The organism is Streptomyces sp. NPDC014676, assembly GCF_043084105.1.
Classification (GTDB): domain Bacteria; phylum Actinomycetota; class Actinomycetes; order Streptomycetales; family Streptomycetaceae; genus Streptomyces.
On sequence record NZ_JBIBZI010000006.1, the window covers coordinates 221,785 to 246,919 of the forward strand.

Below are 25,135 nucleotides of genomic sequence, written 5' to 3' on the forward strand. Positions count from 1 at the left end.
GGACACAGGTCTAAACGGGGAAACGATCCCCGCTTATTTCCCGCCCCCGCCCTCTTCTTCTGTGACCTGCATCACATTACACCGGCCGCACGGCCCCACGATCGGACCTCCCAGCAGGCGCCCGCCCATCCGGCGACGGAGGGTGATCGAGAGGGTGCAGTCGGAGACCGGCGGCTGCCGTGTGGAGCGGAGGTTCCCGCATGCAGCCGCAGCCGAGTCGCCGCCGGATATCCCCGCGCCGGCTGGCCGCCCTGGCATCGGTGACCGCCCTGACCCTCGCCGTCAGCACCTCGGCCGGCAACAGCGACCTCTCTCCCGGCACCTCCACCGCCGGCGCCGGACCCAGCGCCCTCTCCCGCACCTCCGCGCACGGCCCCTGCATGATCAGCGCGGAGGGCGAGGTCCAGATGTCCGAGGGCATCCCCACGGCTCCCGGCTACACCCGCTCCACCGGTACGGTCCGCGCCCTCACCCTGATGATCGACTTCTCCGACGCGCCCGGCGAGGGCGATGCCCTCGACCGCTACCGCGAGTTCTTCCCCGAGACCAGCGAGTGGTTCGCCACCAGTTCCTACGGCCGCCTCGACTACCGCCCCGAACTCCCCGTCCCCGACTGGCTCCGGATGCCCAAATCGTTCCGCGCGTACGGCATAGAGCGCGGCGCCCCCTTCGACCCCGGCTACCGCGAACTGGTCCGCGACATCGTGGCCGAGGCCGACCCCGAGGTGGACTTCCAGGCGTACGACCTGCTGAACGTCCTGGTGACCCCCAACGCGGGCCCCGCCGCCCTCGACACGGTCCTGTCCGTCACCTTCGCCGGCAACAAGGAGGCCCCGAACGCGGACGGCGTCGCCGTCTCCAACGCGTCCTTCGTCTACTCCCGCCAGGACGACGGCTCCGGCTCCTACGACCGCACCGGCTACCGCGTGCTGCCGCACGAGAACGGCCACGTCTTCGGCCTGCCCGACCTGTACACCGCCGAGGGCGGCGGCGCGGTCGGCCACTGGGACATCATGAGCGAGGACTGGGGCGCCAACAACGACCTCCTCGCCTGGCACAAGTGGAAGCTGGGCTGGCTGGACGCGTCCCAGGTCGACTGCGCGGCGGACCCGGGCACGAGGGAGTACACACTCACCCCCCTCGCACGGACGGGCGGCCCGAAACTCGTCTTCATCCCCCTGGACGACCACTCCGGCTACGCCGTCGAACTGCGCACCCGCGCCGGCAACGACGAGGCCGTGTGCCGCCCCGGCGTCCTCGTCTACCGCGTCGACGCCGACGTCGACACGGGCATGGGCCCGATCACCGTCCACGACTCCCACCGCGACAGCGGCGGCTGCACCCGCTCCCCCAACGTCCACGCGGAACTCTCGGACGCGACGTTCGCACCGGGCGAGACCTTCGTGGACCGCCGGGCGGGCGTCCGGGTGACGGTGACGGCGGCGGAAGCGGAGGAGTACCGGGTACGGGTGACCCGTACGGCACCGGGCTGACCTCCGACGACGAAGACGGTGCGATACGGCACGATCGACGACAATCACTGGACCGGGCCCTCGATCCGGTGTCAACTGAAACGCTCTGCACGGCAGTTACGAATCGACGGGTGAGCTCATGACAGAGACACAGCGGGCAGCGGTGAACGCCGGGGCGGCGGAGGCACCCCGGGGGCATACCCGGTGGGGGGGGGTGGTCGCCGCGATCTTCGGCCTCCCGGCACTGGCGGTGACCGGATTCCTGGCCCTGATGGCACTCTGGGTACTGTTCGGCGAATCCTGACGGAAAACCGCGCGGCTGCCGGATGCGGGAGGGCGCCCTCGCGACAGGCGAGGCGATAACACCGGCCGGTGCTCCACCCCCACCCGCCGCAGCACCGATCCGGTACCCTGTGGATCGAGCGCCCTGGCAGGCACCACAGCCACCGGTCCAGGACGCTCAGGGCTTGACGGAGACACCCGCCCAGGACCGTCCACGACCAAGCCCCGCCTTCGTAGCTCAGGGGATAGAGCACCGCTCTCCTAAAGCGGGTGTCGCAGGTTCGAATCCTGCCGGGGGCACAGAGAAAAAGCAGGTCGGAGGTTCTGCCGTCCGAGGGGGCAGCAGGGCCTCCGACCTCGCAGCACATATACGTGAGGGGCCCCTCGACCTACAGTCGTTGCTCCCACGGATTGACCACCAGAGCCCCGGTTCGAGCCATGTGCTTGATGTTGCGGGTGGCTACCGTCCAGCCGTTGGCCAGGGCGGTGGCGGCGATCAGTGCGTCCGGCGGGTCAATGCCGGTACCGGCGGCCTTGAGTGTCTTGTGGATCATGAGGTAGGCAGCCGCTTCCGGTTCGCCGATCGATGCGGTCGCGGTACTCGTGCCGTACTGCAGCGAGCGCTCGGGCGTAACGGGCCTGTCGTACGGGATCCGGGGTGGCGGCCACCCCCGCCTCGATCTCAGCAACGGTGATCACGCTCAGGAAGCGGTCGGGCCTGGCCGTGGGCCGGAACCAGGCCATGACGCGCGGGTCCGGTTCCGTCCGGGTGGTGAGTTCGGCGACAACGTTGGTGTCGAGCAGGTAGATCACTTGGCGTCCGGCTGCTCATCATAGGAACGGGCACCGAACTCCAAACCCTCGAAGGGAGCGGAGAGCAGAAACTCCTCGAAGCCGTCGTTGCTCAGCGTCACCCAGCGGTGGAGCATCATGGGTAGCGCCTCGATCTCCGTGTCGGCGAGTTCCGTGTCGAAGTGCCGACGCTGGTCCTCGGGCAGGGACTCCCGGATGTCGCGGATGGTCCGCAGCGGATGCGGCGACTGAGACTGCGGGTGAGGCACACCGCTGGGAGCTGTGGTCATCGGCATCCCCTCCGCACTGATCAGGTTGCGTAGCACTATCGATCCCAGGCTACGGGTTCCTGCCCACCCGCTCACACCTTTGTGACCAGAGCGGACATCCATCCAGTCCCGGACTCGTCATCGGCCCGACAGCCACCCGGAACGGATTCAGCACACATGAGGCCGGGAGGGAAACCCTGCGAACGCATGAGAAGCACCAAGGTGTGTTTCCGTGGACCAGACGCACCATGGATGGCGTTTCCACAGTTCAGCGCCCTGATCAGGGAAAACCCCTAAAGCGGGTGTCGCAGGTTCGAATCCTGCCGGGGGCACAGAGAGAAGGGCCAGCTCAGGAGAGGTTTCCTCCCGGGCCGGCCCTTCGTCGTGTCTGGGGGCGTGCCACACGCGTGCCACTAATGCCACGCGGATGCCACATCCTCTAGCCGGAGGCCCCTCCCCCACCGTCGCGGATCATGGCCCCAAGACGATCGGCGATGGCCCGGTCCCGGTCGCTGGTCATGTGCTGGTAGATCAGCGCGGCCCGGGAGCTGCTGTGCCCCATCCTCGTCATCAGTTCCCGCGTGCTGGCCCCGGCCGTGGAGGCCAGCGTGTTGCCCGTGTGCCGGAGATCGTGGAAGTGCAGCTCGGCCGTGACGCCCGCGGCCTTCCGGGCCTTGACCCAGTCGTCCCGGAAGTTGCTCCGCCGGAGCTGCCCGCTCTGCGGACCGACGAAGACGTGCCCGTCGCGGCCGGGAGCGGCGAAGTGCTCCAGGTGGTGCGTGACCGCGTCGAGCAGTTCGGCCGGGAAGGAGACGGAGCGCACGGCGGCCGCGGATTTCGGTGCCTTGTCGAAGAGCCGGACGTCCTGCAGCTCGGCCTGAGCGCGGCGCGATGGCGCCGGCGACGGCGAAGACCTCCGCCACCGTGAGGACCGGCCGCTCGGGCACGTCGTAGCGGTCCGCGCCCTTGATCCGGCACGGGTTGCGCCGTATCAGCTCGTCGTCCACGGCCGTGTTCATCAGGGCGCGCAGCAGCTGGTACGCCTTGACCACCGACGGCTCGCCGACGCCGGCCGCGATGAGCTTTCCGCGCCGGCTTCGCACTCGGGCCGTCGTCACGTCGGCCACGCTCCCGGCCCCGAAGGCGGGCAGGATGTGCAGCCGCATCACCGACTCGCTCCACCGTTCTCCGAAGGGCGGACGAGGTCAGAGGGAGTGAAGCAGGGCGAGAGTCTGTTCGAGCTCGTCCCGCAGCGCGCGTCCGGCTGCCTCGGCATCCCCCTGCACGACAGCGTTGATCAGTACGGTGTGCCCCTCGTCGCCGTGGTTCGGGTTGTCGGAGCGCAGGCTGAGCAGTTCGACCAGATCGAGAAGCCGTCGTTGCAGCACGGGTACGAACTCGGTGAACAATCCCGCGAGCACCGGGTTGTGCGCTGCGGCGACCACGGCCTCGTGCAAGGCGATGTCGGCCTCGACGAATTCGGCGTTGCCTGCGTTCGCAGCGTCCCTGCGCCTGGTCAGGGCACCGTGCAGGGCGGCGACATCGTCGTCGGTGCGGCGCCGCGCGGCCAACTGCGCGGCTTCCACTTCTACGAGCATCCGGACCTCGTAGACATCAGTGATGGCCGCCTGGCGGAGCCGGGTGGCCCAGTCGTCCTTGGGCTTGGTCGCGATGACGAAGACACCGGCTCCCTGGCGTGCCTGCACCAGCCCGGCGCCGGCCAGTGCCCGCAGAGCTTCACGCACGGTCGAGCGCCCCACACCAAGGGACTTGGCCAGGGCGGTCTCGCCGGGGAGCTTCGTCCCCACGGCCCATTCACCCCCGGTGATCTGTTCGCGCAGGTGTTCAGTGGCCTGTTCGACCAAGGGGGACGGCCGCAAGGCACCTAGTGACATGTGAGGTTCACCTTCCCGCACCTCTCAGGTTGTCTGAGGAGCTGAGTTGTCGTTACTGTACCCCCATGCTGTTGCACGAGCTTCTTCTTCTCGGCTGCCGCTGCGGGGCCTGACACGACCGGCACCCCGCAGCGGGGTGCCGGGCTGCGCCGGTCAACGTATGGCCGACCGAAAGAAGTTCCGCACGATGGCTTCCTCCTTGCAGAGCGCGGCGTTCCCCACCCTGCGCACTCCTTCCGGTGACATCCCGGCGGACGCGCCCCACTGGAATCCCCAGCGCCCGAGCGCGATGCCCCATCACCGCTACCGGCCCGCGGACCAGCGGGTCGCACTGCCCCTGACGGACAGGACCTGGCCGTCGCACCGGCTCGAGCAGGCCCCGCTGTGGGTGCCGGTCGACTTGCGGGACGGCAACCAGGCGCTGGCCGAGCCGATGGACACCGAGCGCAAGCGCCGGATGTTCGACCTCCTGGTCACCATGGGCTTCAAGGAGATCGAGGTGGGATACCCCTCCGCCAGCCAGACCGACTTCGACTTCGTGCGTCACCTGGCCCACAGCGGCGCTGTCCCCGATGACGTGACCGTCTCCGTGTTCACCGCGGCCCGCCGGGACCTGATCGACCGGACCGTCGCCTCCGTCGAAGGACTCCCCCGCACCCTCGTGCACCTCTACGCCGCGACCGCGCCCACGTGGCGGGACGTGGTCCTGGGCCGCTCCCGCGCCGAAGTCCACGAGCTGATCCGGGACGCCGCCACCTACCTGATGCACCGCGCCGAAGAACGGCCGGGTGCCGACATCCGCTTCGAGTTCTCCCCGGAGGTCTTCAACCTCACGGAGCCGGACTTCGTCCTGGACGTGTGCAACAGCCTGACCGAGCTGTGGGAAGCGAGCCCGGACCGGCCGGTGGTGCACAACCTGCCCGCGACGGTGGAGATCGCCACTCCCAACGTCTACGCGGACCAGATCGAGTACATGAACCGCCACCTGGCGCGCCGCGAGTCCGTGATCCTGTCGGTCCACCCGCACAACGACCGCGGCACCGGCGTCGCCTGTGCTGAACTCGCCGTCCTGGCAGGGGCGCAGCGCGTGGAGGGCTGCCTGTTCGGCAACGGCGAGCGCACCGGGAACGTCGACCTGGTGACCCTGGCCCTGAACCTGTACGCGCAGGGCGTGAACCCGATGATCGACTTCTCGGACATCGACGCGGTGCGCGAGACCGTGGAGTACTGCAACCGGCTGCCGGTCCACCCCCGTCACCCCTACGGGGGCGACCTCGTTCACACGGCCTTCTCCGGCACCCACCAGGACGCCATCGCCAAGGGAATGGCCCACCACGCCAAGCAGGCCGCCGAGAACGGCCGACCCGTCGAGGAAGCCCCGTGGGCCGTGCCGTATCTGCCCATCGACCCGGGCGACATCGGTCGCACGTACGAGGAAGTCATCCGCATCAACTCCCAGTCCGGCAAGGGGGGCATCGCCCACCTCCTCCACACCCACCACGGCCTGGACCTGCCCCGGACCATGCGCCCGGACTTCTCCCGCGCGGTCCAGCGCGTCACCGACGCCACCGGCCAGGAGCTGTCGCACAAGGAGCTGTGGGAACTCTTCCGCACCACCTACATCACTCCGGCGCTGGACGGCCCCGTCACACTGACGTCCTGGAGCGCCACGGAACCAGCTCCCGGCGAGCACCGGTTCACCTGCGCACTGCACATCAGCGGACAGGAGCACGCCTGCCAGGGCACCGGAAACGGGCCGCTGTCCGCCCTCGCCGATGCGCTCCGGAGCGCCGGAATCACGGTCGACATCCTCAGCTACACCGAGCACTCCACCAGCACGGGTCCGGGCAGCCCCGCCGTCGCCTACGCCGAGTGCCGCGTGAACGAGGTCACCTGCTGGGGGGCCGGCTGGGACACCTCGGTTCTGACCGCGTCGGTCCACGCCGTCATGTCCGCCGTCAACCGCTCCGGCCGGGCCTCCTCGTGAGCGCGGCCCCGGTACTCCACGTGGAAGACGTGGATGTCGTCCGCGACGGCAATCCGATTCTGCGCGAGGTGTCACTGACCGTACGAGCCGGTGAACACTGGGCGCTGCTCGGCGCCAACGGGGCGGGCAAGAGCACCCTGCTCAGTCTCCTCGGGGCGCTCGCGCACCCCACTCGCGGCGTCGTGGAGGTGCTGGGCCACCGGCTGGGACGGGTCGACATGAGACAACTGCGCTCCTACGTGGGCCATGTGAACCCGCGGCACGATCTGCGCTCACCCCTCAAGGTCGAGGACGTCGTCCTGACCGGGCTGACCAACACCATCGAGCGCGTTCCCCGCTGGCACCCGACACCTGAGCAAGTCGCCGATGCCGGCCGTCTCATCGGCTTGCTCGGTCTCAGCGATCGCCGCAGCGCACACTGGCCGACCCTGTCCCAGGGGGAGCGGGGCCGTGCGTTGATCGCTCGAGCCCTCATGCCCAGTCCGCGACTGCTGCTGCTCGATGAGCCCGCGACCGGCCTGGACGTCGCCGGCCGCGAACAGCTCATCGAGCGGATCGACACGCTTCAACACACCTACCCGGATCTCGCATCGATCCTGGTCACCCACCACCTGGAGGAGCTGCCTCCCGGGACGACCCATGTGATGCTGCTGCGTGACGGGCGTTGTCTGGCCTCCGGTCCCGCCGACCAGGTCCTGACCAGCGACCAGGTCAGCAAGTGCTTCGATCACCCTGTTCGCCTCACGCGCGTTGACGGACGTTGGAGTGTGAGGGCCGACCGCCCGGCCGGACCACAAGTCGGCTGAGAAGGTCGTCGCGGCGGTGCGCTCCCACCCGGGCAGGCTGCCACGTGCGCTCTCTCAGGACGTCGCAGGTCCGCATCCTGCCGGGGACACGTGCGGAAGGGCCGGCTCAGGAGGTTCTTCCTCCCGGTCGGCCCTTCGCTTGTCCGGCGCCGTGTCACGCGCGTGCCGTTACGTCCGCATGGAGTCCACAGCCGTCGAGCATCGTTTCTGGGGGCTCAGCCGCCCTGGCCGAGCGGCGGGCGGCACGGGCGGTCCTTCGTGCTCTTTCCTGCGGAGCGTCTTGCCCGGGGACCGGCGCACCACGATGACGATGTCGTGGTCGTCCAGGCCGGCGAGCGCCCGGATCGGCGTGTCGTCCCCGCCGAGGAAGCCGCCGCGGTAGCGGCCGCTGCCCGGCGCCGTGTCCACCACCTCTTCCTCGGGCAGTGCGTTCGGTTCGCACCCTGTGCGGACGGAATCCCCTCCAGCGGCGCGGAATGTGCCATGCGGTCCGTGCGGTCCGTGGCCGGAAAAAGGGCCCTTCGGGGATAGTCCTTGTACTGACCGTGCCTCGCGCTTCCCGGAACGTTGTGCTCCTGGTGAATCAATAGCTGTGCCCGCGAGCTGAGGTTTCCACGGGACATGCGGACAGATTCCCTGCTGCGATGAACAGCGTGGGATTCTTCACCGCACACAGGCTGCCGCGGCGTGCTACCTTCGATCTCAGTTGCAGTTGTGGTTCCCGAAACTTCACGTGCTCTCCGGTCGGTTTCCGTACCGCTGGAAGCGCTTGTGTGTCCGGCTTTTTCCGGGTGGGTGATCATCGCGGCGACACGGGTTCCGCACGGTGCGGACCCCGACGCACTGCCCCGAAGGAGAAATGACATGGCTACCGGTACCGTGAAGTGGTTCAACGCGGAAAAGGGCTTCGGCTTCATCGAGCAGGACGGTGGCGGCGCCGACGTGTTCGCCCACTACTCGAACATCGCCGCCCAGGGCTTCCGTGAGCTGCTCGAGGGCCAGAAGGTGTCCTTCGACATCGCGCAGGGCCAGAAGGGCCCGACGGCCGAGAACATCGTTCCCGCCTGACACTGACGCGCACTTTGTAGCTGGGGCCCGCATCCTTCGGGGTGCGGGCCCCAGCTGCTTGCATTTTCCGCAGTGGTTTCCCCTGTGGACGACGACCAGGAAATCCGTAGGCGCACCGCACACGGATCGCCCTCCAGGGGTGCGGACGCATCCCCGCACAACCGCATCGCCGTGGACGCCCGAACACCGCGTCCGCATCGCGCCACTCATTTCGACGCCCGCGCCCGCGCCCGCACGGATTTTCCGTCATCCGGATTCGCTGTCGCGTTCCACCGGCTCATTCTTGCAATTCTCCATGCCGCTCATCGCTGCGGGAATTCCTTGATATGTGCCGCATCGAGGAAGGTTCCGCATGAACCGCACACGCACGAACGACCGCTTCGCCCGCACCCGTAACGGCGGTGCCGACTCCGGAAGGGGTGGCAGCCGATTCGGTTCGTCGGCCCCGCGCCGGTCCGGTGGACCGAGCCGCTCCGGCCGTTACGGCCGCCGGCCCGCCGCGGTCCAGGGAGAGTTCGCCCTCCCCGAGACGATCACCCCCGCGCTTCCCGCCGTGGAGGGCTTCACCGATCTCGACATGCCCCGGGAGCTGCTGGCCGCGCTCGGCTCGCAGGGTGTGACCGTACCGTTCCCGATCCAGGCCGCGACCCTCCCGAACTCCCTCGCCGGCCGGGACGTCCTCGGCCGTGGCCGCACCGGTTCCGGCAAGACCCTCGCCTTCGGGCTGGCGCTGCTGGCCCGTACGGCCGGGCAGCGCGCCGAGGCCGGGCAGCCGCTGGGGCTGATCCTCGTACCGACGCGTGAGCTGGCGCAGCAGGTGACCGACGCACTCGCCCCGTACGCCCGCTCCGTGAAGCTGCGGCTGGCCACTGTGGTGGGCGGGATGTCGATCGGCAGGCAGGTGAGCGCGCTGCGCGGTGGCGCCGAGGTCGTCGTCGCCACACCGGGACGCCTCAAGGACCTCATCGACCGCGGCGCCTGCCGGCTGGACCGGGTCTCCGTCACCGTCCTCGACGAGGCCGACCAGATGGCCGACATGGGCTTCATGCCGCAGGTCACCGCCCTGCTCGACCAGGTCCGCCCCGAGGGTCAGCGCATGCTGTTCTCCGCCACCCTCGACCGCAACGTCGACCTGCTCGTGCGCCGTTACCTCAGCGACCCGGTCGTGCACTCCGTCGACCCCTCGGCCGGCGCGGTCACGACGATGGAGCACCACGTGCTGCACGTCCACGGCGCCGACAAGCACACGACCACCACCCGGATCGCCGCCCGCGACGGCCGCGTGATCATGTTCCTCGACACCAAGCACGCCGTCGACGGCCTCACCGCGCATCTCCTGAACAGCGGGATCCGGGCCGCCGCCCTGCACGGCGGGAAGTCGCAGCCGCAGCGCACCCGCACGCTGGCGCAGTTCAGGACCGGGCACGTCAACGTGCTGGTGGCGACCAACGTCGCGGCGCGCGGCATCCACGTCGACAACCTCGACCTCGTCGTCAACGTCGATCCGCCGACCGACCACAAGGACTACCTCCACCGAGGCGGCCGTACGGCCCGCGCCGGGGAGTCCGGCAGCGTCGTCACCCTGGTCACCCCGAACCAGCGCCGCGGCATGACCCGCCTCATGGCAGCGGCCGGCATCGTCCCGCGGACCACTGAGGTCCGCGTCGGCGAAGAGGCCCTGCACCGCATCACCGGAGCCCAGGACCCCTCCGGCATCCCGGTCGTCATCACCGCACCGGCGGCCGAACGCCCCAAGAAGCGCGGCGGCACGTCACGCGGCCGGCGCCGCCCCGCTCCGGCGGCCCGGCGCGTGCCCGTACCGCGGTCCTCCGCCGGTGCGGCCGCGTAGAACCCTCGTGTTCAGGAAACCGACCCGACTCCGCAGGAGGCACCCTTTGACGCCGGCCCAGACGCAGTCCCGCCCTGCGAGTGCCCGCCCCGCGCACGGTACGGCGGCCGATGCCATGGACGCGGCCGGACCGCAGGTCTGGGAGGACATGACCGTGGAGGTGGCACTGTCCTTGATGACCGCCGCCCGTACGGATCATCTGATCGTCTGCGACGAGGACGGTCTGTACACCGGCCTGGTCACACGGGCCGGGCTCACGGCCGCTCGTGACGGTTCCGGATACACGGACCGGATCCGGCTGCGTGACATCGCCGACGTCATCGGGCCCTTCCCGCGCCGCTGACCACAAGGGCCGAAGCAGAGCGTGCGATGCGCGCTGCCGCGGACCCGGCTTCACCTGTCGCCCCCGTCCCGAGGCCGCACCGGCGCGCCTCGAAGGCCCGTCGCGGCGGGCTTCCGCGATGCCCGGCACCCCCTGTCCGTCCGACCGACGGGACGGGCGCGAGCCGAACAGAGCAATGAGGGCCCTACCGGCGTGTGCCGGTAGGGCCCTCACCGCGTGCCACGCCGCTCCCGGCGTGGCGACGGGTCAGTGGTCGGAGTAACTGAAGTCGCCCACGGTCCAGGCACTGACGTCCTCGATCGCGACGCGGTACATCCCGCCCGTCTCCGGGATCCCCACCGCGCCCTGGAGGATCCGGGCGACATGGAAGTGCAGATGCGTGGGCGGCCCCTCCCGCTTCGCGGGGGTGTCGAAGACGGCGGAGAACTCGCCCAGGCGGGCGGAGTCCGTCAGCACCTCCGACACCCTCCGCCTCCACACGGCTTCGGGGGCCAGGCGACCGGTGATGACAGCACCACCGGTGACCACGGTCAGGGACATCTGGTTGCTCTGCCCGGACTCCACACGGGCGGCGATGTCAACGATCAGCTCGTCAGGCTTCGGCATGAGATCGGATTCTATGCACCTGCCCGCCCGGGCGGCCCGGGTGGTGAAACCGACGGGCGGGACGAGCGCACTCGGCTCCCCCGGGTGCCGCGGTACGGGCCAGGAGCGCGCATGCGGGGCGGCCGCGAGGCGGGGTGGTCGACGGCCGCTCGGTGGTGACCGGGCGAGCCGCCCGCCGATCCGCCCGCCATCCCGCCGATCCCTCCGCCATCCCGCCGATCCGTCCGGGCCGCCGTACTCGCCGGAGGGGCCTCGCGTCACAGTCGAGGCGCCGGGCCGGTCGGCGGCGTCACGGAAAGCCCGGTGGGCGGCTCCCGGCCCCACCCGTACGCCGGACCTGTGCCGCGGGCGGTCCCCAGCACGCGCAGACCGGCCCAAGGGGACACCTCGCCGTCGAGCACAGTAAATCTATGTTCGCCAGAGTAGACATCCACAGATCCTGTGGTTACGATTTCTTTTGTAGCCGAGATCAATCAGGGCCCGGCAGACACGAACTGCCGGGCAGCAGTACAAGCAGTACGCAGTCCCCCTTCGCAAGTGGTTGATCCAGAGGGAAGAACGGAGGAGTCGAGCGCCATCAGGATCGCCCGGGCGGAAGACGCGAGCCCGGGTACCGCAGGACATCGATAGGCAGGTGGTCTCCGGTCACGCATCCGCGATCCCCGCACCCCCGTCGGAGTACCGGACGGCCGTGCGGAAACAGAAGGCCGACGCAGTACTAGGGTCGGCAGATGGTGTTGTAGTTCCTTCGGGGCCCTGGTGCCGTACGGCACCAGGGCCCCTCCACGCGTTCCACAGAGAGGTGAGATGACAGCAGACGAGTCGCTAGGCCGTCTCGACGACGACGACTACCCCGCCTACACGATGGGCCGGGCCGCCGAGTTGCTCGGTACCACTCCCGGCTTTCTCCGCGCCATCGGCGAAGCACGACTGATCACACCACTGCGCTCCGGGGGCGGGCACCGCCGCTACTCCCGCTACCAGCTGCGTATCGCGGCACGCGCGCGTGAACTCGTCGACCAGGGCACCCCGATCGAGGCCGCATGCCGGATCATCATCCTCGAAGACCAGCTCGAGGAAGCCCAGCGCATCAACGCCGAATACCGGCGCGCCGGCGGATCGCCCACTCCACCGGCCGGAACCTGAGGTGAACGGGCCCGCCGGTATCGACGGGCCCCCACCCACACCCATGGCCGGAATGTGACGCGCGGGAGCGGTCCCCGTGTCCGAGTGTCCGAGACCGGTCGGGCCCCCGTCCGTGCAGGCGGGGCCCGCACGAGCCCCGTGCCACGCTCACACCGTGAAGTCCGATGCACCCCCACCGACCCGATCCGCCCCGGAAGCCCGCAAGGGTGGGTGGTGGGCTGCGGCGAGAGCTGTTCCGGGCGGAACCGCCCACCGCGGTCGTGTCACCGGCGGGTCGCCACGTGGAGAAGTCCTGGTCCAGGTCAGGCATGGCCTTCGGGACGAAGAGACTCAGGCGGAAGGCGGCCGGTTGCGTCAGGCGTCCGCAGAGTCCGTCCACTCGCGTCGCCGTCCGGTCGGTCCGTGTGTCCGACGCTCGGGGGCGGCGGATGTGAGCGCGCCGTTCCGACTCGTCCCGGGTTTCGGAAAGCACCTCCCAGCAACCCGCGTCGGGCGCGAGGCGGGCAGCGGTCCGCCGTACCTCGTCCTGTTGCCGACGTCTTCTTCCGCGCTGCCCCGGCATCGGCCCGGTATCTCCGGCCTCCGCCCCCGGCGGCCGCGGTACGGGCCGTCCCGGTGGCGGGGCCGTCGGCATGGGAGTGCCCGGAAGGGGCATTCGGAGCGAGTAAGTCAAGAGTGAGGAAACTACGGCCCGTTCGGTCCGTGCAACCGACAACCGGGAGTATCCAATGACGAGTTACGGCAGCTCATCCGCCGCGTCCTCCGGCTCGCGCACCAATGGCCTGGCGGTGGCGAGCCTGTGCTGCGGCATCGTCGGACTGTTCGTCCTGAACATCGTCCTCGGTCCTTTGGCCATCGTCTTCGGTGCCGTCGCCCGCCGTCAGGCGGGCGTCAGGAACGGTGCCGGGATGGCGAAGGCCGGCATCGTCCTCGGTGTCGTCGACATCGTCCTGTGGCTGGTGCTGCTGGCCTTCGCCGCCAGCAACGGCGGGTTCAGCTGGTACGTGGGCGGCTGACGGCCCCACGGGAACACGAGCGAGGCGTGCGGGTGGGTACCGGGTACCCACCCGCACCGCTTGTGTCAGCCGAGGCGTGGGAAGGCGACGTCGAAGGGGGCCAGGCGGGCGGAATCGCGGGCCAGTTCCCGGAGGAACACCAGGTGGGGGCGGCGGGGCCGCACGAGGCGCAGTACGTGCGCCGCGCTGTTCCCGAGCAGGTCGGCGTGGAGCTCGCCCCCGTCGGCGACGAGGGCGGTCTCCCGGAAGAAGCCGCCGTTCGCGCGGCTGACGCCGTACAGCTCGGGCCGGTCGACGTAGGTGTCCCTGCTGGAATTGTCGACGGTGAAACCCTCGAGGAGGACGACGGCCTCCAGGACGTCCATCAGCGAGCGCAGATCGACGACGGAGGGCGGCGCGGAATCCGCTCCGTGGGCCCTGCGGGCCCCGAAGACCGTGGTGTTGTCCATCAGGACGAATCCGTCGTCCGGCTCCACATCGGCCCCCGTCCCCCGTCGTCCGACGCCCGCCCGTCGACCTACGCAGCCGTGGTCACGGACACCAGCGGGCCGGCCGGTCCGGGCGCGCTCAGCCGTGCAGCGAGCGGTACGCCGAGACCGCGCCGGGGTGCAGGGGGACGCTGCCGGTGCCGATGAGGGTGCGGACGTCGAGGAACTGGGCGCCGACCGCGTGGGCGGGGACGAGGGCGCTCGCGCGCAGGACGAGGAGGCGGGTGACCGCGTCGGCGACGGCGGGGGCCAGACCGGGGCGGCACACCAGCAGGTTGGACACGCCGATGGTGGCGACGCCGCCCGCGCCGCGGTAGGCGCCCTGCGGGAACGGCACCTCCTCCAGGCCCGAGCCGGCCAGTCCGTCGTGGCCGCCGAGCCGGGGCAGCAGTCCGGCCAGCGGCAGGAACCGCAGGCCGGGGTCGGCGTCGAGGCCGGTGAGGGTGGGCAGCGGTACGCCGCCCGCCACGAGCAGGCCCTCGACGGCGCCCGTCCGTACGGCGTCGGCCGCCTCGGCCAGCCGCAGATGGAGCACGGGGACGTCGGTGCCGGGCGACAGTCCCGCGGCGTCGAGGACGCGTTCGCCGAGGAGGGCCGCGCCCGATCCGAGGGCGCCGAGCGACACCTTGTGTCCGGCCAGGTCGGAGACGGTGCGCACGGGTGAGTCGGCGCGGACGGCGAACTGGAGGTAGGTCTCGTAGAGCCTGCCGAGCGCGCGCAGGGGCACCGGGCGCTCGAAGAGGCCGCCGTCCCGGGCGGCGCGCGCGGTGTCGGTGAGGACGAGCGCGAGGTCGGCGCGGCCGTCGCGGAGCAGCTCGATGTTGGCGATGCTGCCCGCCGTGGTGCGGATACGGCAGCTCAGCCGGGGGTGCGCCCGTTCGATCTCGGCGGCGAGGAGCCGGCCGAAGGCCGCGTAGAAGGCCGTGGGCTCACCGGTCGCCAGGCGCAGGACGCCGCCCGGCCCGGGGCCCTGCCGTGAGGCGTCACCGGCGAGCACGCCCCCGAGGGCGACGCCGGCCGCCGATCCGGCGGCCGCGCGCAGCACGGTACGGCGGCCGGGGAACGGGGTCATGACGGCCCCCCTCGGCTCAGGCGCGCGGTACGGCGATCGGGGAACGGGGTCATGGCGTACCGCCCTCGGCGGTGGCGCGCGGGACGAGTGCGCGGGCCCGCAGTCCCCGGGGCCGCGCGGGGCCGAGTTCCAGCCTGCCGCCCCGGCCGGTCAGGAGCTGTTCGGCGATCGCCAGCCCCAGGCCCGTACCGGTCGTCGTGCCGGTCCGGCGGGTCGAGCGCCAGAACCGGGTCGTGGCCTGGGCCAGCTCGTCCGCGTCCAGACCGGGGCCGTCGTCCGTCACCGTGAGGACCGCGAAGGGGCCCTCGACTCCGCAGGTGAGCGTGATCCGGGCGCCGGGGCCGCCCGCGTACTTGATGGCGTTGTCCAGGAGGATGTCCGTGATCTGGGCGAGTTCGTGGTCGGTGCAGGCGGCCGGGACCGGGGTGGCGGGGGCGTCGGTGGTGAGGCCGGTTCCGGCGCGGCGGGCGACCGGCTCCCACCGCCGGTGCTGGCCCAGCGCGACCTCGGCGGCGTCGCACCGGGCGTCCGCGCCGCCGGTCACCGTCAGTTCCCCGGCCCGGTGCTCCGCGGTGGCCAGGGCCAGCATGTCGTCGAGGAGGTTCTCCAGCCGGTCGAGCTCGCCGGTGACGCCGTTGTACGTGCGGTCGGCGGAGGCGGGCAGGTGGGTGCGCAGGGCGTCCACGCGGAGCCGGAGCGCGGCCATGGGGTTGCGCATCTGGTGGGAGGTGTCGGCGACGAGCCGGCGCTGCTGCTCCAGGGCCGCCGTGACGGTGCTCGCCATCCGGTTGAAGCCGGTGGCCAGCTGACGCAGTTCCGGCGGGCCGCCGCCGCTGGTCTGCTCGGGCGGCAGTCCCGCGGCGAGCTGGCCCACGGCACGGTCGAGCCGGCGCAGCGGGCTGACCACCCAGCGGGTGGCGGCCCGCGCGAGGGCCGTGCAGGCGAGGGCGACCAGGGCCGTTCCGGCCAGTACGGCCGCCCAGCGCCGGGTGATGTCCCGCGCGGCGGTCTCCACCGACGCCCGCATGACGACGGCCCCGGTGACCCGGGTGCCGGTGCCGGCCGGTTCGGCGAACGTGCGGTGGCCGCGGGACCACGGGCGCAGGGGGCCCTTGGGGTGGGCGGTCTGGTTGCGCAGGGCCGCGTCGACCAGCGGGGCGACGGCCGGGTCGGCGGCCCGCATGCCGCCGGTCTGGACGACGGGGACCCGGCGGACGTCGGTGACGACGAGCGGTTCGCCGTAGAGCTCGGTGTAGCGCCGGGCCTCGGCGACGACCGCGGAGGTGTCGCCGGTCGCCGCCGCCTGGTCCATCAGGGACGCGAAGCGGTCGAGGGCGGAGCTGCGGGCGAGCACCAGCTGCTGGGTGCGGTCGGAGGCGGTGAACAGCAGCAGGGGCACGGCGAACGCGGCGACCACGAGGATGCCGAACACCAGCAGCACGGCCTGGACCCGGGTACGCACGCGCCGGCCCCTCAGTCCCCGAAGCGGTAGCCGAAGCCGCGGATCGTGGTGAGCAGGCCGGGGCGGCGCAGCTTGGCGCGCAACTGGGTGAGGTGGACGTCGAGGGAGCGGGAGACGGCGTGGTGGGCGTCGCCCCACACCTCGTCCAGGAGCTGCTCCCGGCTGACCGCCGTACCGGCCCGTGCGGCCAGGGCGGCCAGGACGTCGAACTCCTTCGCGGTCAGGTCGATCTCCGTGCCGTCCACCCGGACGCGGCGCGCGTCGAGGTCGACCTCGACGTCACCGGCGCGGACCGTGCGCGCGGCGGGGGCGGCCGGTGCGGCGGGGCGGGACGCGGTGCGCCGGGTGACGGCCTCGATCCGGGCGAGCAGTTCGGTGAGCCGTACCGGCTTGACCAGGTAGTCGTCGGCGCCGAGCCGCAGGCCGCGCACCACGGAGCGCTCGTCGCCGCGCGCCGTGAGGATCAGTACGGAGACGTCGCTGACCGCCCGCAGTCCGCGCAGCACCTCCAGGCCGTCGACGTCGGGCAGACCGAGGTCGAGGAGGAGCAGGTCGGCGCTGCGGTGGTAGGTCAGGACGTCCCTGCCGTTGCGGACCCGCCGGGTGTCGTGGCCGTGGTCGTAGAGGACCTCGACGAGGGCCGCGGCCACCCCGTCGTCGTCCTCGGCCAGCAGGATCTGCATCCCGCCCACCTCCCTCCGGCCGTGTTACGGAGTCTCCGGTTCCGAAGTCGTGGAGTCTCCGGTTCCGAATGTAGACCACGGCCGGGAGTGCGCTCGGGGCGCGGCCGGGCGCCCCGGGCCCGCAATGTTAAGGGGAGGTTAGTTCTGTGCCCGGTCGTCTCCTCCGCCGTGGCGGGCGGGGCCAGGCTGCAGCGGTCGAGGACGACGCACCGGAGCCAGAGGAACCAGCCATGATCATCGACTGCCACGGCCACTACACGACCGCCCCGCCGGCCCTGGCGGCCTGGCGGGACCGGCAGATCGCCGGGCTCGCCGACCCCGCGCTGGCCCCGGCCCGCGCGGACCTGCGGATCAGTGACGACGAGCTGCGCGAGACCATCGAGGCGAACCAGCTGCGGCTGATGGACGAACGCGGCATCGACCTGACGGTCTTCTCGCCGCGCGCCTCCTTCATGGCGCACCACGTCGGGGACTTCCGGACCTCCGCCGAGTGGGCCGCGATCTGCAACGAGCTCTGTCACCGCGTGAGCCGGCTGTACCCGGAGCGCTTCGCGCCCGCCGCGATGCTGCCGCAGTCACCCGGCGTCGACCCCGCCACCTGCCTTCCCGAGCTGGTCCGCTGCGTGGAGGAGTACGGCGCCGTCGCGCTGAACCTGAACCCCGACCCGTCCGGCGGCCACTGGACCGCCCCGCCGCTCACCGACCGCTCCTGGTACCCCGTCTACGAGAAGATGGTCGAGTACGACATCCCGGCGATGATCCACGTCAGCACCAGCGTGAACCCCGCCTTCCACACCACCGGCGCGCACTACCTCAACGCCGACACCACGGCGTTCATGCAGCTCGTCCAGGGTGACCTGTTCGCCGACTTCCCGGACCTGCGCCTGGTCATCCCGCACGGCGGCGGCGCGGTGCCCTACCACTGGGGCCGGTTCCGGGGCCTGGCGATGGCGCTCGGCAAGCCGCCGCTGGAGGAGCACGTCCTGGGGAACGTCTTCTTCGACACCTGCGTGTACCACCAGCCGGGCGCGGACCTGCTGTTCGACGTCGTACCGACCAGGAACATCCTCTTCGCCTCGGAGATGATCGGCGCCGTCCGCGACGTCGACCCGTGCAGCGGTCACCACTTCGACGACACCCGCCGCTACGCCGAGGCGGCCGCGCTGCCCGCCGCCGACCTGGCCGCGATCCAGGAGCACAACGCCCGCGCCGTGTACCCGCGCCTGGACGCGCTGCTCAGGCGCCAGGGCCGCTGACCGGCCCGAAGACCCTCCGTCCCCACCCCGTTCCCCCTTCCCCGAAAGCCCTCCGTCCCCGCCCCCGTTCCCCCTTCCCGAGGAGACCCATGCCCACCGCCGCCCCCAAAACCCCGGGCTGGCTCGACTGGCACCCGAGCCCTTCCGTGCCCGCCTTCAAGCTCCCGCCGGGCACCGTCGACACCCACTGCCACGTCTTCGGCCCGCAGGCCGCGTTCCCCTTCGCGCCGCAGCGCAAGTACACGCCCTGCGACGCCGGCAAGGACCAACTGTTCGCCTTGCGCGACCACTTGGGCGTCGACCGCACCGTCGTCGTGCAGGCCACCTGCCACGGCACCGACAACTCCGCCATGGTGGACGCCGTACGGTCGGCCGGTGACCGGGCGCGCGGTGTCGCGTCCGTCCGCCCGGACGTCACCGAGGACGAGCTGCTCGCACTGCACGCGGCGGGCGTGCGCGGGGTGCGGTTCAACTTCGTACGGCGTCTGGTCGACGCCTCGCCCCAGGACGACCTTCGGGTGATCGCGGACAAGGTCGCCCCGCTGGGCTGGCACGTCGTTCTCTACTTCGAGAGCGCCGACCTGCCGGACCTGGAGGGCTTCTTCGCCTCGCTGCCCACCCCGCTGGTGGTGGACCACATGGGCCGCCCCGACGTGACCCGGCCGGTGGACGGACCGGAGTTCTCCCGGTTCCTGCGCTTCGTCGACGCCGGCGACGTCTGGGTCAAGGTGACGTGCCCCGAACGCCTCAGCGTCACCGGGCCCGCCGCCCTCGACGGCGCACCGCTCCCGTACGCCGACGTCGTGCCCTTCGGCCGCCGCGTCGTGGCGGAGTTCCCCGACCGGGTGCTGTGGGGCACCGACTGGCCCCACCCCAACCTCACCGACCACATGCCCGACGACGGCCTCCTGGTCGACTACGTGCCGCGCGTCGCGGTCACGGCCGAGCAGCGGCGCAAGTTGCTCGTCGACAACCCCATGAACCTGTACTGGCCCGGCGAGGAGAGCTGACCCATGCAGCAGTCACCCGTACCGCACGCCAACGCGCTGAACCGGCTGAACCGGCTGCCGATCGGCCGGTTCCACAAGGTCACGCTGGTGGCCATCTCCTTCGCGTACTTCTTCGAGTTCGCGGACATCAACACGTTCGCGACGACCGCGCCCAAGCTGATCAAGCTGTGGGGCGTGACCATCGACCAGGTCGCCTACGTGACCTCGCTGTCCTTCGTCGGCATGTTCCTCGGATCGATCGTCGCCGGGGCGATGGCCGACCGGTGGGGCCGCAAACGGACCCTGATGCTGACCACCGTGTGGTTCGGCGCCTTCTCGTTCGTCTCGGTGTTCTCCTGGGACATCGTGTCGCTGGGCGCGTTCCGCGTGCTCACCTCGGCGGGCCTGGCGGCGATGACCGTCGTCGCCGTCATCTACGTCAACGAGATGTACCCGGCCGCCGTGCGCGGCAAGTTCCAGGCGTACGCCATCGTCATCGGCATCTGCGGCACCCCGGCCACCAACCTCATCGCCAGCGCGGTCGTGCCCCTCAACGACTGGTCGTGGCGGCTGGTCTACCTCTGGGGCTCGCTGGGCATCCTGCTCGTGTTCTTCACCAAGCGGCTGAAGGAGTCGCCGCGCTGGTACGAGAGCCGGGGCGAGCACGCCAAGGCGGACGAGGTGCTGCGGGAGATCGAGGCGAGCGTCGCCGCGGAGAAGGGCCCGCTGCCCGAGCCGGCGCCCCCGGTGGAGGAGACCCCGTCGACCCGGACCCCGGTGCGCCTGCTGCTGCGGAAGAAGTACCTCTTCCCGACACTGCTGCTCACGGTGTTGTGGGTGACGCAGACCATCGGCTTCTTCGGCTTCTCCAGCTGGGCGCCCACGCTGCTCGCCAAGGAGGGCTTCAGCGTCGAGAAGTCCGTCTTCTACGTGGCGCTCACCACCGTCGGCGCGCCGCTGGGCTCGTATCTCGCGTCCCTGGTCACCGACCGCTTCGAACGCAAGTGGAGCCTGGCCGCCTTCGGCACGGTCATCGCGCTGTGCGGCCTGCTGTACGGGCTGACCTTCAACCCGGTGCTGATCATCGTCTTCGGCTTCCTGGTCAACATGTTCGAGCGCGGCTACACGGCACTCGCCTACGCCTACTCCCCCGAGCTCTTCGACACCCGCGGCCGCTCGCTGGGCACCGGCGTCTCCTACGGGCTCGGCCGGCTGTCGAACGCCGCGGGGCCGCTGATCGTCGCGGCGCTCTACCAGAGCAGCGGCTACCAGAGCGTCTTCTACTTCATCGCCGGGACCTGGCTGGTCGGGGCCGTCGCCCTGGCCGTCTTCGGACCGCGCACCCGGCAGGCCCGCACGGCCGCCCTGCAGAAGGAACCGGAGGCCGTGGCGGCGCGGTGACGTCGAGTCCCTCAACTCCCAGCGTTCGATGGCCGGTTCGCCTAGGTTGAAGGCGACCGGCCATCGACCGTTCCCAGGAGGATCGCCCGTGTCCGAGGACATCGCCCAGGACAGTTCCGGTTTCGCGACCCGTGCCCGGATCGACACGACCACGCCGCACTCGGCGCGGTTCTGGAACTACTTCGTCGGCGGGAAGGACCACTACGAGGTCGACCGGGAGATAGGCGACCAGATCAAGGGGATCTTCCCCGGGCTGGTCGACGTGGCGCACACCAGCCGGCGGTTCCTGGGGCGGGCCGTCCGGTACCTCGCCGGTGAGCAGGGCGTACGGCAGTTCCTGGACGTGGGTACGGGGCTGCCGACCGCCGACAACACGCACGAGGTGGCCCAGCGTGTCGCCCCGGACTCCCGGATCGTGTACGTCGACAACGACCCGATCGTCCTCGCCCACGCGAACGCCCTGCTCACCAGCACACCCGAGGGGAGGACGGCGTACCTCGACGCCGACCTGTACGACCCGGAGGCCGTGCTGCGGGCCGCCGCCGGGACGCTCGACCTGTCCCGGCCGGTCGCCCTGATGATCCTCAACACGCTCGGCCACGTCTCCGACTACGAGCAGGCCCGTGACCTGGTGCGCCGGCTCATGGCGGGGCTCCCCTCGGGCAGCCACCTGGTGATCAGCGACAGTACGGCCACCAGCGAGGGCATGATCGCGGCCTCGAACGCGTACAACTCGAGCGGCGCCGTGCCGTACCACGTGCGGAGCGTCGAGGAGATCGCCGGGTTCTTCGACGGGCTGGACCTGGTGAAGCCGGGCGTCGTACGGGTGCCTCAGTGGCGGCCGGACGAGGACGGCGGTGACGCGGCGGCCGTGGACGCCTACTGCGGTGTGGGCCGCAAGCCCTGACCGCCGACGGCACGACGACCGGGGCGTGCCGCCGAGGAGGCACGCCCCTGATCCGCCCCGCCACGAACCGGGTCCTCACACCCGGACCGGGCGGCTCCTGCCGGGCCCGGGGCTGCACGACGGCATCGGCAGGGTGGTTCCCCCGGCCCGCCGGTCCCGCCCGCCCGTCCGGCCCCGTGCCATGGGGTTAGGCTCGCGCTCATGACGACTGCGAAGAACAACGGCACCTCTCCTCTCGATGTCGAGATCGGCGCGCTGAACGGCGGCTCCGCCTCGCTCGCCCAGTACGCGGGGCGGGCCGTGCTCGTCGTGAACGTGGCCTCCAAGTGCGGGCTGACCCCGCAGTACGCCGGTCTGGAGCGGCTGCACGAGCGGTACGCGGAGCGGGGCTTCACCGTGCTCGGCGTGCCCTGCAACCAGTTCCTCGGGCAGGAGCCGGGGAGCGCGGAGGAGATCGCCGAGTTCTGCTCGGCTACGTACGGCGTGACCTTCCCGATGACCGAGAAGGTCGAGGTCAACGGCGACGGGCGGCACGCCCTGTACGAACGGCTGACCGGGTTCGCCGACGCCGAGGGGCACAGCGGGGACATCCGCTGGAACTTCGAGAAGTTCCTGATCGGGCGGGACGGCGAGGTCGTCGCCCGGTTCTCGCCGCAGACCGAGCCGGAGTCGGCTGAGGTCGTGGCGGCGGTGGAGAAGGCGATCGGCTGACCGTGGGCCTTGCCCCTGGGGCAGGGGTCAGCGTGTCCGCTTTCGAGGCGGTCGAGGAGTGGATGGCGGCGGAGGGGCCGACGCCGCCGGGCTGAGCCGAGAGGGCACGGGCCGAGCCCTCTCGGCTAGGACGGCGAACTGGTCGAGAGGGCCCTGTCGGTGGTGCTCGTGCCGGTCCGGTGTCGCCCGGTGGCCGGTCGCCGGACCGGTCAGCTCTTGACCGAGGCCACGAAGGCGCTCCACGCGTCCGCGGGGAAGGCCAGCTTCGGACCCTCGGGGACCTTGGTGTCCCCGAGTTCCAGCGCCGCCTCGGTGGTCGACCTGACCATCACGCACGCGCCGTTGTTGTTGGTGTAGGAGGACGTCGTCCACGTTTCCGTGGCGCCCAGACGAATTGCCATGTTCGCTCCGTAGCCAGATGCTGAGTCGCTGTCACCCGCCTGTGCGCTCCGACGTGAACCCACAGAACGGATTTCGCCAACCCTCGCTGGTGGTTGGCGTGATCGACGCTACTCGCCAACATCGTCTTTCGGAGCAGTCGTTCACTCGACCGGGTGGCATATACCAGGTGACACTTCCAACCTGACATGTCAGCGGTGTATCATCCCGCCGCCTCCCGGTCGATGCTCAGCGCGCGTACTCCTTCGCGAGGCGCTCGACGCGCTGCCGGGACGCCTCCACGTTCAGCGACTGGGCCCGCAGGTGCTCGTACATCACCGTGTACTTCTGCACGTCGTGCGGCTTCTCCAGGTACAGGTCGCTGGTGACGCCCTCGATGTAGACGACGCTGGAGTCGGCCGCGTCGGCGAACTCCAGGATCGAGTACTGCCCGTTGATACCGGCGTGCGCGCCGACCTCGAACGGCAGCACCTGCACGGTGATGTGCGGGAGCTGGGACAGCTCCATGACGTGCTCGAGCTGTTCCCGCATCACCTGCCGGCTCCCGACGACCCGGTGCAGCGACGCCTCGTCCAGCACCACCCACAGCCGCAGCGGGTCCTTCTCCGCGGTGATCCGGCTCTGCCGGCGCAGCCGCACCTCGACCCGCTTGTCGTTGTCCCGCTCGGACGACTCCGGCGAACCGCCCTGCACGATCGCCTCGGCGTACGCGCGGGTCTGCAGCAGACCGGTGATGATCTGCGGCTCGTAGACCCGGAGCGACTCCGCGTCCGTCTCCAGACCGATGTAGACGCTGTACGGGATGTCGCCGAAGGCGTGCCACCAGCCCTGCTGGCGCGAGTCCTTGGCCATCTGCATCAGCGACTCGACGATCCGCTGGTCCTCCACCTCGTAGACCCCGCACAGATCGCGGACGTCACGCTGGCTGATGCTGCGCCTGCCGTTCTCCAGGCGGCTGATCTTCGACTGCGACACCAGCAGTCGCTCCGCCACCTCCTCGGCGGTCATGCCCTTGACCTCGCGGAGCCGGCGCAGCTCCTGGCCCAGCCGGCGCCGCCTGACGGTGGGATTGACATTGGACGCCACGGGACGTGCACCTCCGGCTGCGTGCCTCGTACTACTTGCCACTTTGCGTGTCTGCTGTTGAGCAGACTGCCACCAAGGCGCTTCCCGCCGCTGGGAAACGGCGGATATACGACGGGTACACGCCACTTCGCGGTGCGATGGCGGGAGTTGGCGTGCGCCGAAGCCGGCCGTGGGTGCGCCGAGCGGGGCGAGGGAGAACCCGTGCGCTCTCCTTCGCCCCGCTCGGACCGCGGCTCCCGTGACCGGGTCTGCCGGCCGTGGATCCGTCGGCCGTTCCGTTGCCTGTCGCCCGTGCCGTCGAGCCCTGGGGACGTACGGGCTCCCTGGGGACGTACGGGCTCAGTGGGCCACGGCGCGTGCCATGGATCCGCGATGCGGTTGCGCCGGAACGCCTCGGGCGGGTTCCGGTGCACTCCGGCCGCCGGCGGGGGCCTGCCGGCCCGCCGGGGCGGAGTTGCGGCGCGGCTGGGCCGCCACGCCGTTCTGGACGTCCATCACGGCGTGCGCGACGAGTCCGCCCATCGGGTCGTGCCGGATCAGATCCCGCAACCGGGAACGCGAGGAGCGTCCCTCGTTCCCCGGGTACAGGTGCTTGCCGAGGCCGACCGCGTGCGCCAGTGCGGCGAGCGCCGCGGTCCGCGGGTCCGGCGGGACGCCGGTGCGGATCGCGGAGTCCAGCCGGGTTCTGATCTCCCGGCTGATCTCGGTGTCCGTCGCCTGGTAGCGAGTCGTCGGCAGCACCCCGCACATCTGTCCGGCCACGGCGTGCACCATGCCGCACCGCTCCAGATGCGAGAGATAGGTCTGGCGCAGCCCGAGACGCGGCCCGCCGATCCAGTGGACCGCCCGTACCGGAGCGCCGCGCCTTCGCAGCAACTCCAACGCGCAGTCCAGTGTTGGGTCTCCAGTCGGCCGTGGCACCACCACGGCGATACGATCCCCGTCTGGGGCTATCCGTCCAGCCAGCGCCAGCTCCACTAGCTGCGCTCCGGCCAGACCGAGGTCGAGCGACTGCGGCTGCGCAGTGGTACCCGTGGTCGGGTCCAATGCCAGCAGCAGAAGCTCCTCCGGAAGTGTTCTGCGGCTCCTGCCCATCCATGCCTCCCCGCGTGGATGAATGACAGGGTGACCCCTCTCACATTGGTCTGTC

General features: G+C 70.9%; 26 protein-coding genes, 1 tRNA gene and 1 pseudogene. 15 read left to right on the forward strand and 13 right to left on the reverse strand.

Annotated elements, in window-relative coordinates; genetic code table 11:
- Positions 1 to 200 precede the first annotated feature (200 nt).
- The 3 genes from ACF1DX_RS19065 to ACF1DX_RS19075 all read left to right on the forward strand — a co-directional run bounded on the left by ACF1DX_RS19065 (position 201) and on the right by ACF1DX_RS19075 (position 2,054).
- On the forward strand, positions 201 to 1,493 hold the full coding sequence (locus tag ACF1DX_RS19065; protein ID WP_391792330.1) for a M6 family metalloprotease domain-containing protein: 1,293 nt from the start codon (positions 201 to 203) through the stop codon (positions 1,491 to 1,493).
- Positions 1,494 to 1,611: 118 nt separating this feature from the next.
- Positions 1,612 to 1,776 (forward strand): hypothetical protein, encoded by a 165-nt coding sequence (locus tag ACF1DX_RS19070; RefSeq protein WP_391792331.1) that lies wholly within the window; start codon positions 1,612 to 1,614, stop codon positions 1,774 to 1,776.
- A gap of 205 nt (positions 1,777 to 1,981) precedes the next feature.
- Positions 1,982 to 2,054, forward strand: a tRNA-Arg gene (locus ACF1DX_RS19075).
- Between the two features lie 89 nt (positions 2,055 to 2,143).
- On the opposite strand, the gene ACF1DX_RS19080 is transcribed toward ACF1DX_RS19075, so the two are convergent.
- The 4 genes from ACF1DX_RS19080 to ACF1DX_RS19095 all read right to left on the reverse strand — a co-directional run bounded on the left by ACF1DX_RS19080 (position 2,144) and on the right by ACF1DX_RS19095 (position 4,710).
- Positions 2,144 to 2,308: a hypothetical protein gene (locus ACF1DX_RS19080; RefSeq protein ID WP_391792332.1), complete on the reverse strand. Its 165-nt coding sequence runs from the start codon at positions 2,306 to 2,308 to the stop codon at positions 2,144 to 2,146.
- 255 nt (positions 2,309 to 2,563) lie between these two features.
- Positions 2,564 to 2,836, reverse strand: a complete 273-nt coding sequence (locus ACF1DX_RS19085) for a hypothetical protein (protein ID WP_391792333.1) — start codon at positions 2,834 to 2,836, stop codon at positions 2,564 to 2,566.
- A gap of 418 nt (positions 2,837 to 3,254) precedes the next feature.
- Positions 3,255 to 3,638, reverse strand: a complete 384-nt coding sequence (locus ACF1DX_RS19090) for a tyrosine-type recombinase/integrase (protein ID WP_391792334.1) — start codon at positions 3,636 to 3,638, stop codon at positions 3,255 to 3,257.
- 382 nt (positions 3,639 to 4,020) lie between these two features.
- The gene (locus tag ACF1DX_RS19095) at positions 4,021 to 4,710 is read right to left on the reverse strand and encodes a FadR/GntR family transcriptional regulator (RefSeq protein WP_391792335.1); all 690 of its coding nucleotides are present in this window, start codon (positions 4,708 to 4,710) and stop codon (positions 4,021 to 4,023) included.
- 187 nt (positions 4,711 to 4,897) lie between these two features.
- Here ACF1DX_RS19095 and leuA point away from each other — a divergent pair, with 187 nt between their 5' ends.
- Both leuA and ACF1DX_RS19105 read left to right on the forward strand, forming a co-directional pair.
- A complete protein-coding gene (gene leuA, locus ACF1DX_RS19100) occupies positions 4,898 to 6,697 on the forward strand; it encodes a 2-isopropylmalate synthase (RefSeq protein WP_391792336.1) in 1,800 nt (599 codons plus the stop codon).
- 20 nt (positions 6,698 to 6,717) lie between these two features.
- A complete protein-coding gene (locus ACF1DX_RS19105) occupies positions 6,718 to 7,503 on the forward strand; it encodes an ABC transporter ATP-binding protein (protein ID WP_391792337.1) in 786 nt (261 codons plus the stop codon).
- Positions 7,504 to 7,671: 168 nt separating this feature from the next.
- Here the strand turns inward: ACF1DX_RS19105 and ACF1DX_RS19110 are convergent, their stop codons facing one another.
- Positions 7,672 to 7,911 (reverse strand): hypothetical protein, encoded by a 240-nt coding sequence (locus ACF1DX_RS19110; RefSeq protein WP_391792338.1) that lies wholly within the window; start codon positions 7,909 to 7,911, stop codon positions 7,672 to 7,674.
- 456 nt (positions 7,912 to 8,367) lie between these two features.
- Between ACF1DX_RS19110 and ACF1DX_RS19115 the strand changes: the two genes are divergently transcribed.
- The 3 genes and pseudogenes from ACF1DX_RS19115 (at position 8,368) to ACF1DX_RS19125 (ending at position 10,942) form a co-directional block, all read left to right on the forward strand.
- Complete coding sequence (locus tag ACF1DX_RS19115; protein ID WP_004986771.1) at positions 8,368 to 8,571, forward strand: cold-shock protein; 204 nt, start codon at positions 8,368 to 8,370, stop codon at positions 8,569 to 8,571.
- 352 nt (positions 8,572 to 8,923) lie between these two features.
- Positions 8,924 to 10,420 carry a DEAD/DEAH box helicase gene (locus tag ACF1DX_RS19120; RefSeq protein ID WP_391792339.1) on the forward strand — a complete coding sequence of 499 codons (1,497 nt, stop codon included), beginning with the start codon at positions 8,924 to 8,926 and terminating at the stop codon, positions 10,418 to 10,420.
- Between the two features lie 46 nt (positions 10,421 to 10,466).
- Positions 10,467 to 10,942: pseudogene (locus ACF1DX_RS19125) on the forward strand (CBS domain-containing protein).
- Between the two features lie 67 nt (positions 10,943 to 11,009).
- Here ACF1DX_RS19125 and ACF1DX_RS19130 read toward each other — a convergent pair.
- Positions 11,010 to 11,369 carry a hypothetical protein gene (locus ACF1DX_RS19130; RefSeq protein ID WP_383356117.1) on the reverse strand — a complete coding sequence of 120 codons (360 nt, stop codon included), beginning with the start codon at positions 11,367 to 11,369 and terminating at the stop codon, positions 11,010 to 11,012.
- Positions 11,370 to 12,176: 807 nt separating this feature from the next.
- On the opposite strand from ACF1DX_RS19130, the gene ACF1DX_RS19135 reads away from it, so the two are divergent.
- Together ACF1DX_RS19135 and ACF1DX_RS19140 are read left to right on the forward strand one after the other, a co-directional pair.
- On the forward strand, positions 12,177 to 12,515 hold the full coding sequence (locus ACF1DX_RS19135; protein ID WP_030869236.1) for a MerR family transcriptional regulator: 339 nt from the start codon (positions 12,177 to 12,179) through the stop codon (positions 12,513 to 12,515).
- A 728-nt stretch (positions 12,516 to 13,243) separates the two neighbouring features.
- A complete protein-coding gene (locus tag ACF1DX_RS19140) occupies positions 13,244 to 13,531 on the forward strand; it encodes a DUF4190 domain-containing protein (RefSeq protein ID WP_391792340.1) in 288 nt (95 codons plus the stop codon).
- A gap of 65 nt (positions 13,532 to 13,596) precedes the next feature.
- On the opposite strand, the gene ACF1DX_RS19145 is transcribed toward ACF1DX_RS19140, so the two are convergent.
- From ACF1DX_RS19145 to ACF1DX_RS19160, 4 genes are all read right to left on the reverse strand, one after another.
- Positions 13,597 to 13,980 carry a hypothetical protein gene (locus ACF1DX_RS19145; RefSeq protein ID WP_391792341.1) on the reverse strand — a complete coding sequence of 128 codons (384 nt, stop codon included), beginning with the start codon at positions 13,978 to 13,980 and terminating at the stop codon, positions 13,597 to 13,599.
- 118 nt (positions 13,981 to 14,098) lie between these two features.
- Positions 14,099 to 15,091, reverse strand: a complete 993-nt coding sequence (locus tag ACF1DX_RS19150; RefSeq protein WP_391792342.1) for a TAXI family TRAP transporter solute-binding subunit — start codon at positions 15,089 to 15,091, stop codon at positions 14,099 to 14,101.
- A gap of 49 nt (positions 15,092 to 15,140) precedes the next feature.
- Entirely contained in the window at positions 15,141 to 16,553 is a 1,413-nt protein-coding gene (locus ACF1DX_RS19155) for a sensor histidine kinase (RefSeq protein ID WP_391792343.1), read from the reverse strand.
- 11 nt (positions 16,554 to 16,564) lie between these two features.
- Positions 16,565 to 17,236 carry a response regulator transcription factor gene (locus tag ACF1DX_RS19160; protein WP_391792344.1) on the reverse strand — a complete coding sequence of 224 codons (672 nt, stop codon included), beginning with the start codon at positions 17,234 to 17,236 and terminating at the stop codon, positions 16,565 to 16,567.
- Positions 17,237 to 17,466: 230 nt separating this feature from the next.
- Here ACF1DX_RS19160 and ACF1DX_RS19165 point away from each other — a divergent pair, with 230 nt between their 5' ends.
- From ACF1DX_RS19165 to ACF1DX_RS19185, 5 genes are all read left to right on the forward strand, one after another.
- A complete protein-coding gene (locus tag ACF1DX_RS19165) occupies positions 17,467 to 18,492 on the forward strand; it encodes an amidohydrolase family protein (RefSeq protein WP_391792345.1) in 1,026 nt (341 codons plus the stop codon).
- 89 nt (positions 18,493 to 18,581) lie between these two features.
- Positions 18,582 to 19,502: an amidohydrolase family protein gene (locus tag ACF1DX_RS19170; RefSeq protein ID WP_391792346.1), complete on the forward strand. Its 921-nt coding sequence runs from the start codon at positions 18,582 to 18,584 to the stop codon at positions 19,500 to 19,502.
- Between the two features lie 3 nt (positions 19,503 to 19,505).
- Positions 19,506 to 20,882 carry an MFS transporter gene (locus tag ACF1DX_RS19175; RefSeq protein ID WP_391792347.1) on the forward strand — a complete coding sequence of 459 codons (1,377 nt, stop codon included), beginning with the start codon at positions 19,506 to 19,508 and terminating at the stop codon, positions 20,880 to 20,882.
- Positions 20,883 to 20,970: 88 nt separating this feature from the next.
- Complete coding sequence (locus ACF1DX_RS19180; protein ID WP_391792348.1) at positions 20,971 to 21,789, forward strand: SAM-dependent methyltransferase; 819 nt, start codon at positions 20,971 to 20,973, stop codon at positions 21,787 to 21,789.
- Positions 21,790 to 21,990: 201 nt separating this feature from the next.
- Complete coding sequence (locus ACF1DX_RS19185) at positions 21,991 to 22,500, forward strand: glutathione peroxidase (protein WP_391792349.1); 510 nt, start codon at positions 21,991 to 21,993, stop codon at positions 22,498 to 22,500.
- Positions 22,501 to 22,709: 209 nt separating this feature from the next.
- Here ACF1DX_RS19185 and ACF1DX_RS19190 read toward each other — a convergent pair whose 3' ends face one another.
- The 3 genes from ACF1DX_RS19190 to ACF1DX_RS19200 form a co-directional block, all read right to left on the reverse strand.
- On the reverse strand, positions 22,710 to 22,901 hold the full coding sequence (locus ACF1DX_RS19190; RefSeq protein ID WP_030869188.1) for a DUF397 domain-containing protein: 192 nt from the start codon (positions 22,899 to 22,901) through the stop codon (positions 22,710 to 22,712).
- A 226-nt stretch (positions 22,902 to 23,127) separates the two neighbouring features.
- On the reverse strand, positions 23,128 to 23,985 hold the full coding sequence (locus ACF1DX_RS19195; protein WP_391792350.1) for a helix-turn-helix domain-containing protein: 858 nt from the start codon (positions 23,983 to 23,985) through the stop codon (positions 23,128 to 23,130).
- Between the two features lie 339 nt (positions 23,986 to 24,324).
- Positions 24,325 to 25,080: a GPP34 family phosphoprotein gene (locus ACF1DX_RS19200; RefSeq protein WP_391792351.1), complete on the reverse strand. Its 756-nt coding sequence runs from the start codon at positions 25,078 to 25,080 to the stop codon at positions 24,325 to 24,327.
- Between the last annotated feature and the right edge of the window lie 55 nt (positions 25,081 to 25,135).

Bases quoted from the DNA above. Each gene is read 5' to 3' on its own strand.
- ACF1DX_RS19175 (WP_391792347.1), top strand. From the start codon at position 19,506: ATGCAGCAGTCACCCGTACCGCACGCCAACGCGCTGAACCGGCTGAAC.
- ACF1DX_RS19170 (WP_391792346.1), top strand. From the start codon at position 18,582: ATGCCCACCGCCGCCCCCAAAACCCCGGGCTGGCTCGACTGGCACCCG.
- ACF1DX_RS19065 (WP_391792330.1), top strand. From the start codon at position 201: ATGCAGCCGCAGCCGAGTCGCCGCCGGATATCCCCGCGCCGGCTGGCC.
- ACF1DX_RS19150 (WP_391792342.1), bottom strand. From the start codon at position 15,091: ATGACCCCGTTCCCCGGCCGCCGTACCGTGCTGCGCGCGGCCGCCGGA.
- ACF1DX_RS19130 (WP_383356117.1), bottom strand. From the start codon at position 11,369: ATGCCGAAGCCTGACGAGCTGATCGTTGACATCGCCGCCCGTGTGGAG.
- ACF1DX_RS19185 (WP_391792349.1), top strand. From the start codon at position 21,991: ATGACGACTGCGAAGAACAACGGCACCTCTCCTCTCGATGTCGAGATC.
- ACF1DX_RS19165 (WP_391792345.1), top strand. From the start codon at position 17,467: ATGATCATCGACTGCCACGGCCACTACACGACCGCCCCGCCGGCCCTG.
- ACF1DX_RS19085 (WP_391792333.1), bottom strand. From the start codon at position 2,836: ATGACCACAGCTCCCAGCGGTGTGCCTCACCCGCAGTCTCAGTCGCCG.
- ACF1DX_RS19140 (WP_391792340.1), top strand. From the start codon at position 13,244: ATGACGAGTTACGGCAGCTCATCCGCCGCGTCCTCCGGCTCGCGCACC.
- ACF1DX_RS19200 (WP_391792351.1), bottom strand. From the start codon at position 25,080: ATGGGCAGGAGCCGCAGAACACTTCCGGAGGAGCTTCTGCTGCTGGCA.
- ACF1DX_RS19160 (WP_391792344.1), bottom strand. From the start codon at position 17,236: ATGCAGATCCTGCTGGCCGAGGACGACGACGGGGTGGCCGCGGCCCTC.
- ACF1DX_RS19190 (WP_030869188.1), bottom strand. From the start codon at position 22,901: ATGGCAATTCGTCTGGGCGCCACGGAAACGTGGACGACGTCCTCCTAC.
- leuA (WP_391792336.1), top strand. From the start codon at position 4,898: ATGGCTTCCTCCTTGCAGAGCGCGGCGTTCCCCACCCTGCGCACTCCT.
- ACF1DX_RS19080 (WP_391792332.1), bottom strand. From the start codon at position 2,308: ATGATCCACAAGACACTCAAGGCCGCCGGTACCGGCATTGACCCGCCG.
- ACF1DX_RS19095 (WP_391792335.1), bottom strand. From the start codon at position 4,710: ATGTCACTAGGTGCCTTGCGGCCGTCCCCCTTGGTCGAACAGGCCACT.
- ACF1DX_RS19070 (WP_391792331.1), top strand. From the start codon at position 1,612: ATGACAGAGACACAGCGGGCAGCGGTGAACGCCGGGGCGGCGGAGGCA.
- ACF1DX_RS19115 (WP_004986771.1), top strand. From the start codon at position 8,368: ATGGCTACCGGTACCGTGAAGTGGTTCAACGCGGAAAAGGGCTTCGGC.
- ACF1DX_RS19120 (WP_391792339.1), top strand. From the start codon at position 8,924: ATGAACCGCACACGCACGAACGACCGCTTCGCCCGCACCCGTAACGGC.
- ACF1DX_RS19135 (WP_030869236.1), top strand. From the start codon at position 12,177: ATGACAGCAGACGAGTCGCTAGGCCGTCTCGACGACGACGACTACCCC.
- ACF1DX_RS19145 (WP_391792341.1), bottom strand. From the start codon at position 13,980: ATGGACAACACCACGGTCTTCGGGGCCCGCAGGGCCCACGGAGCGGAT.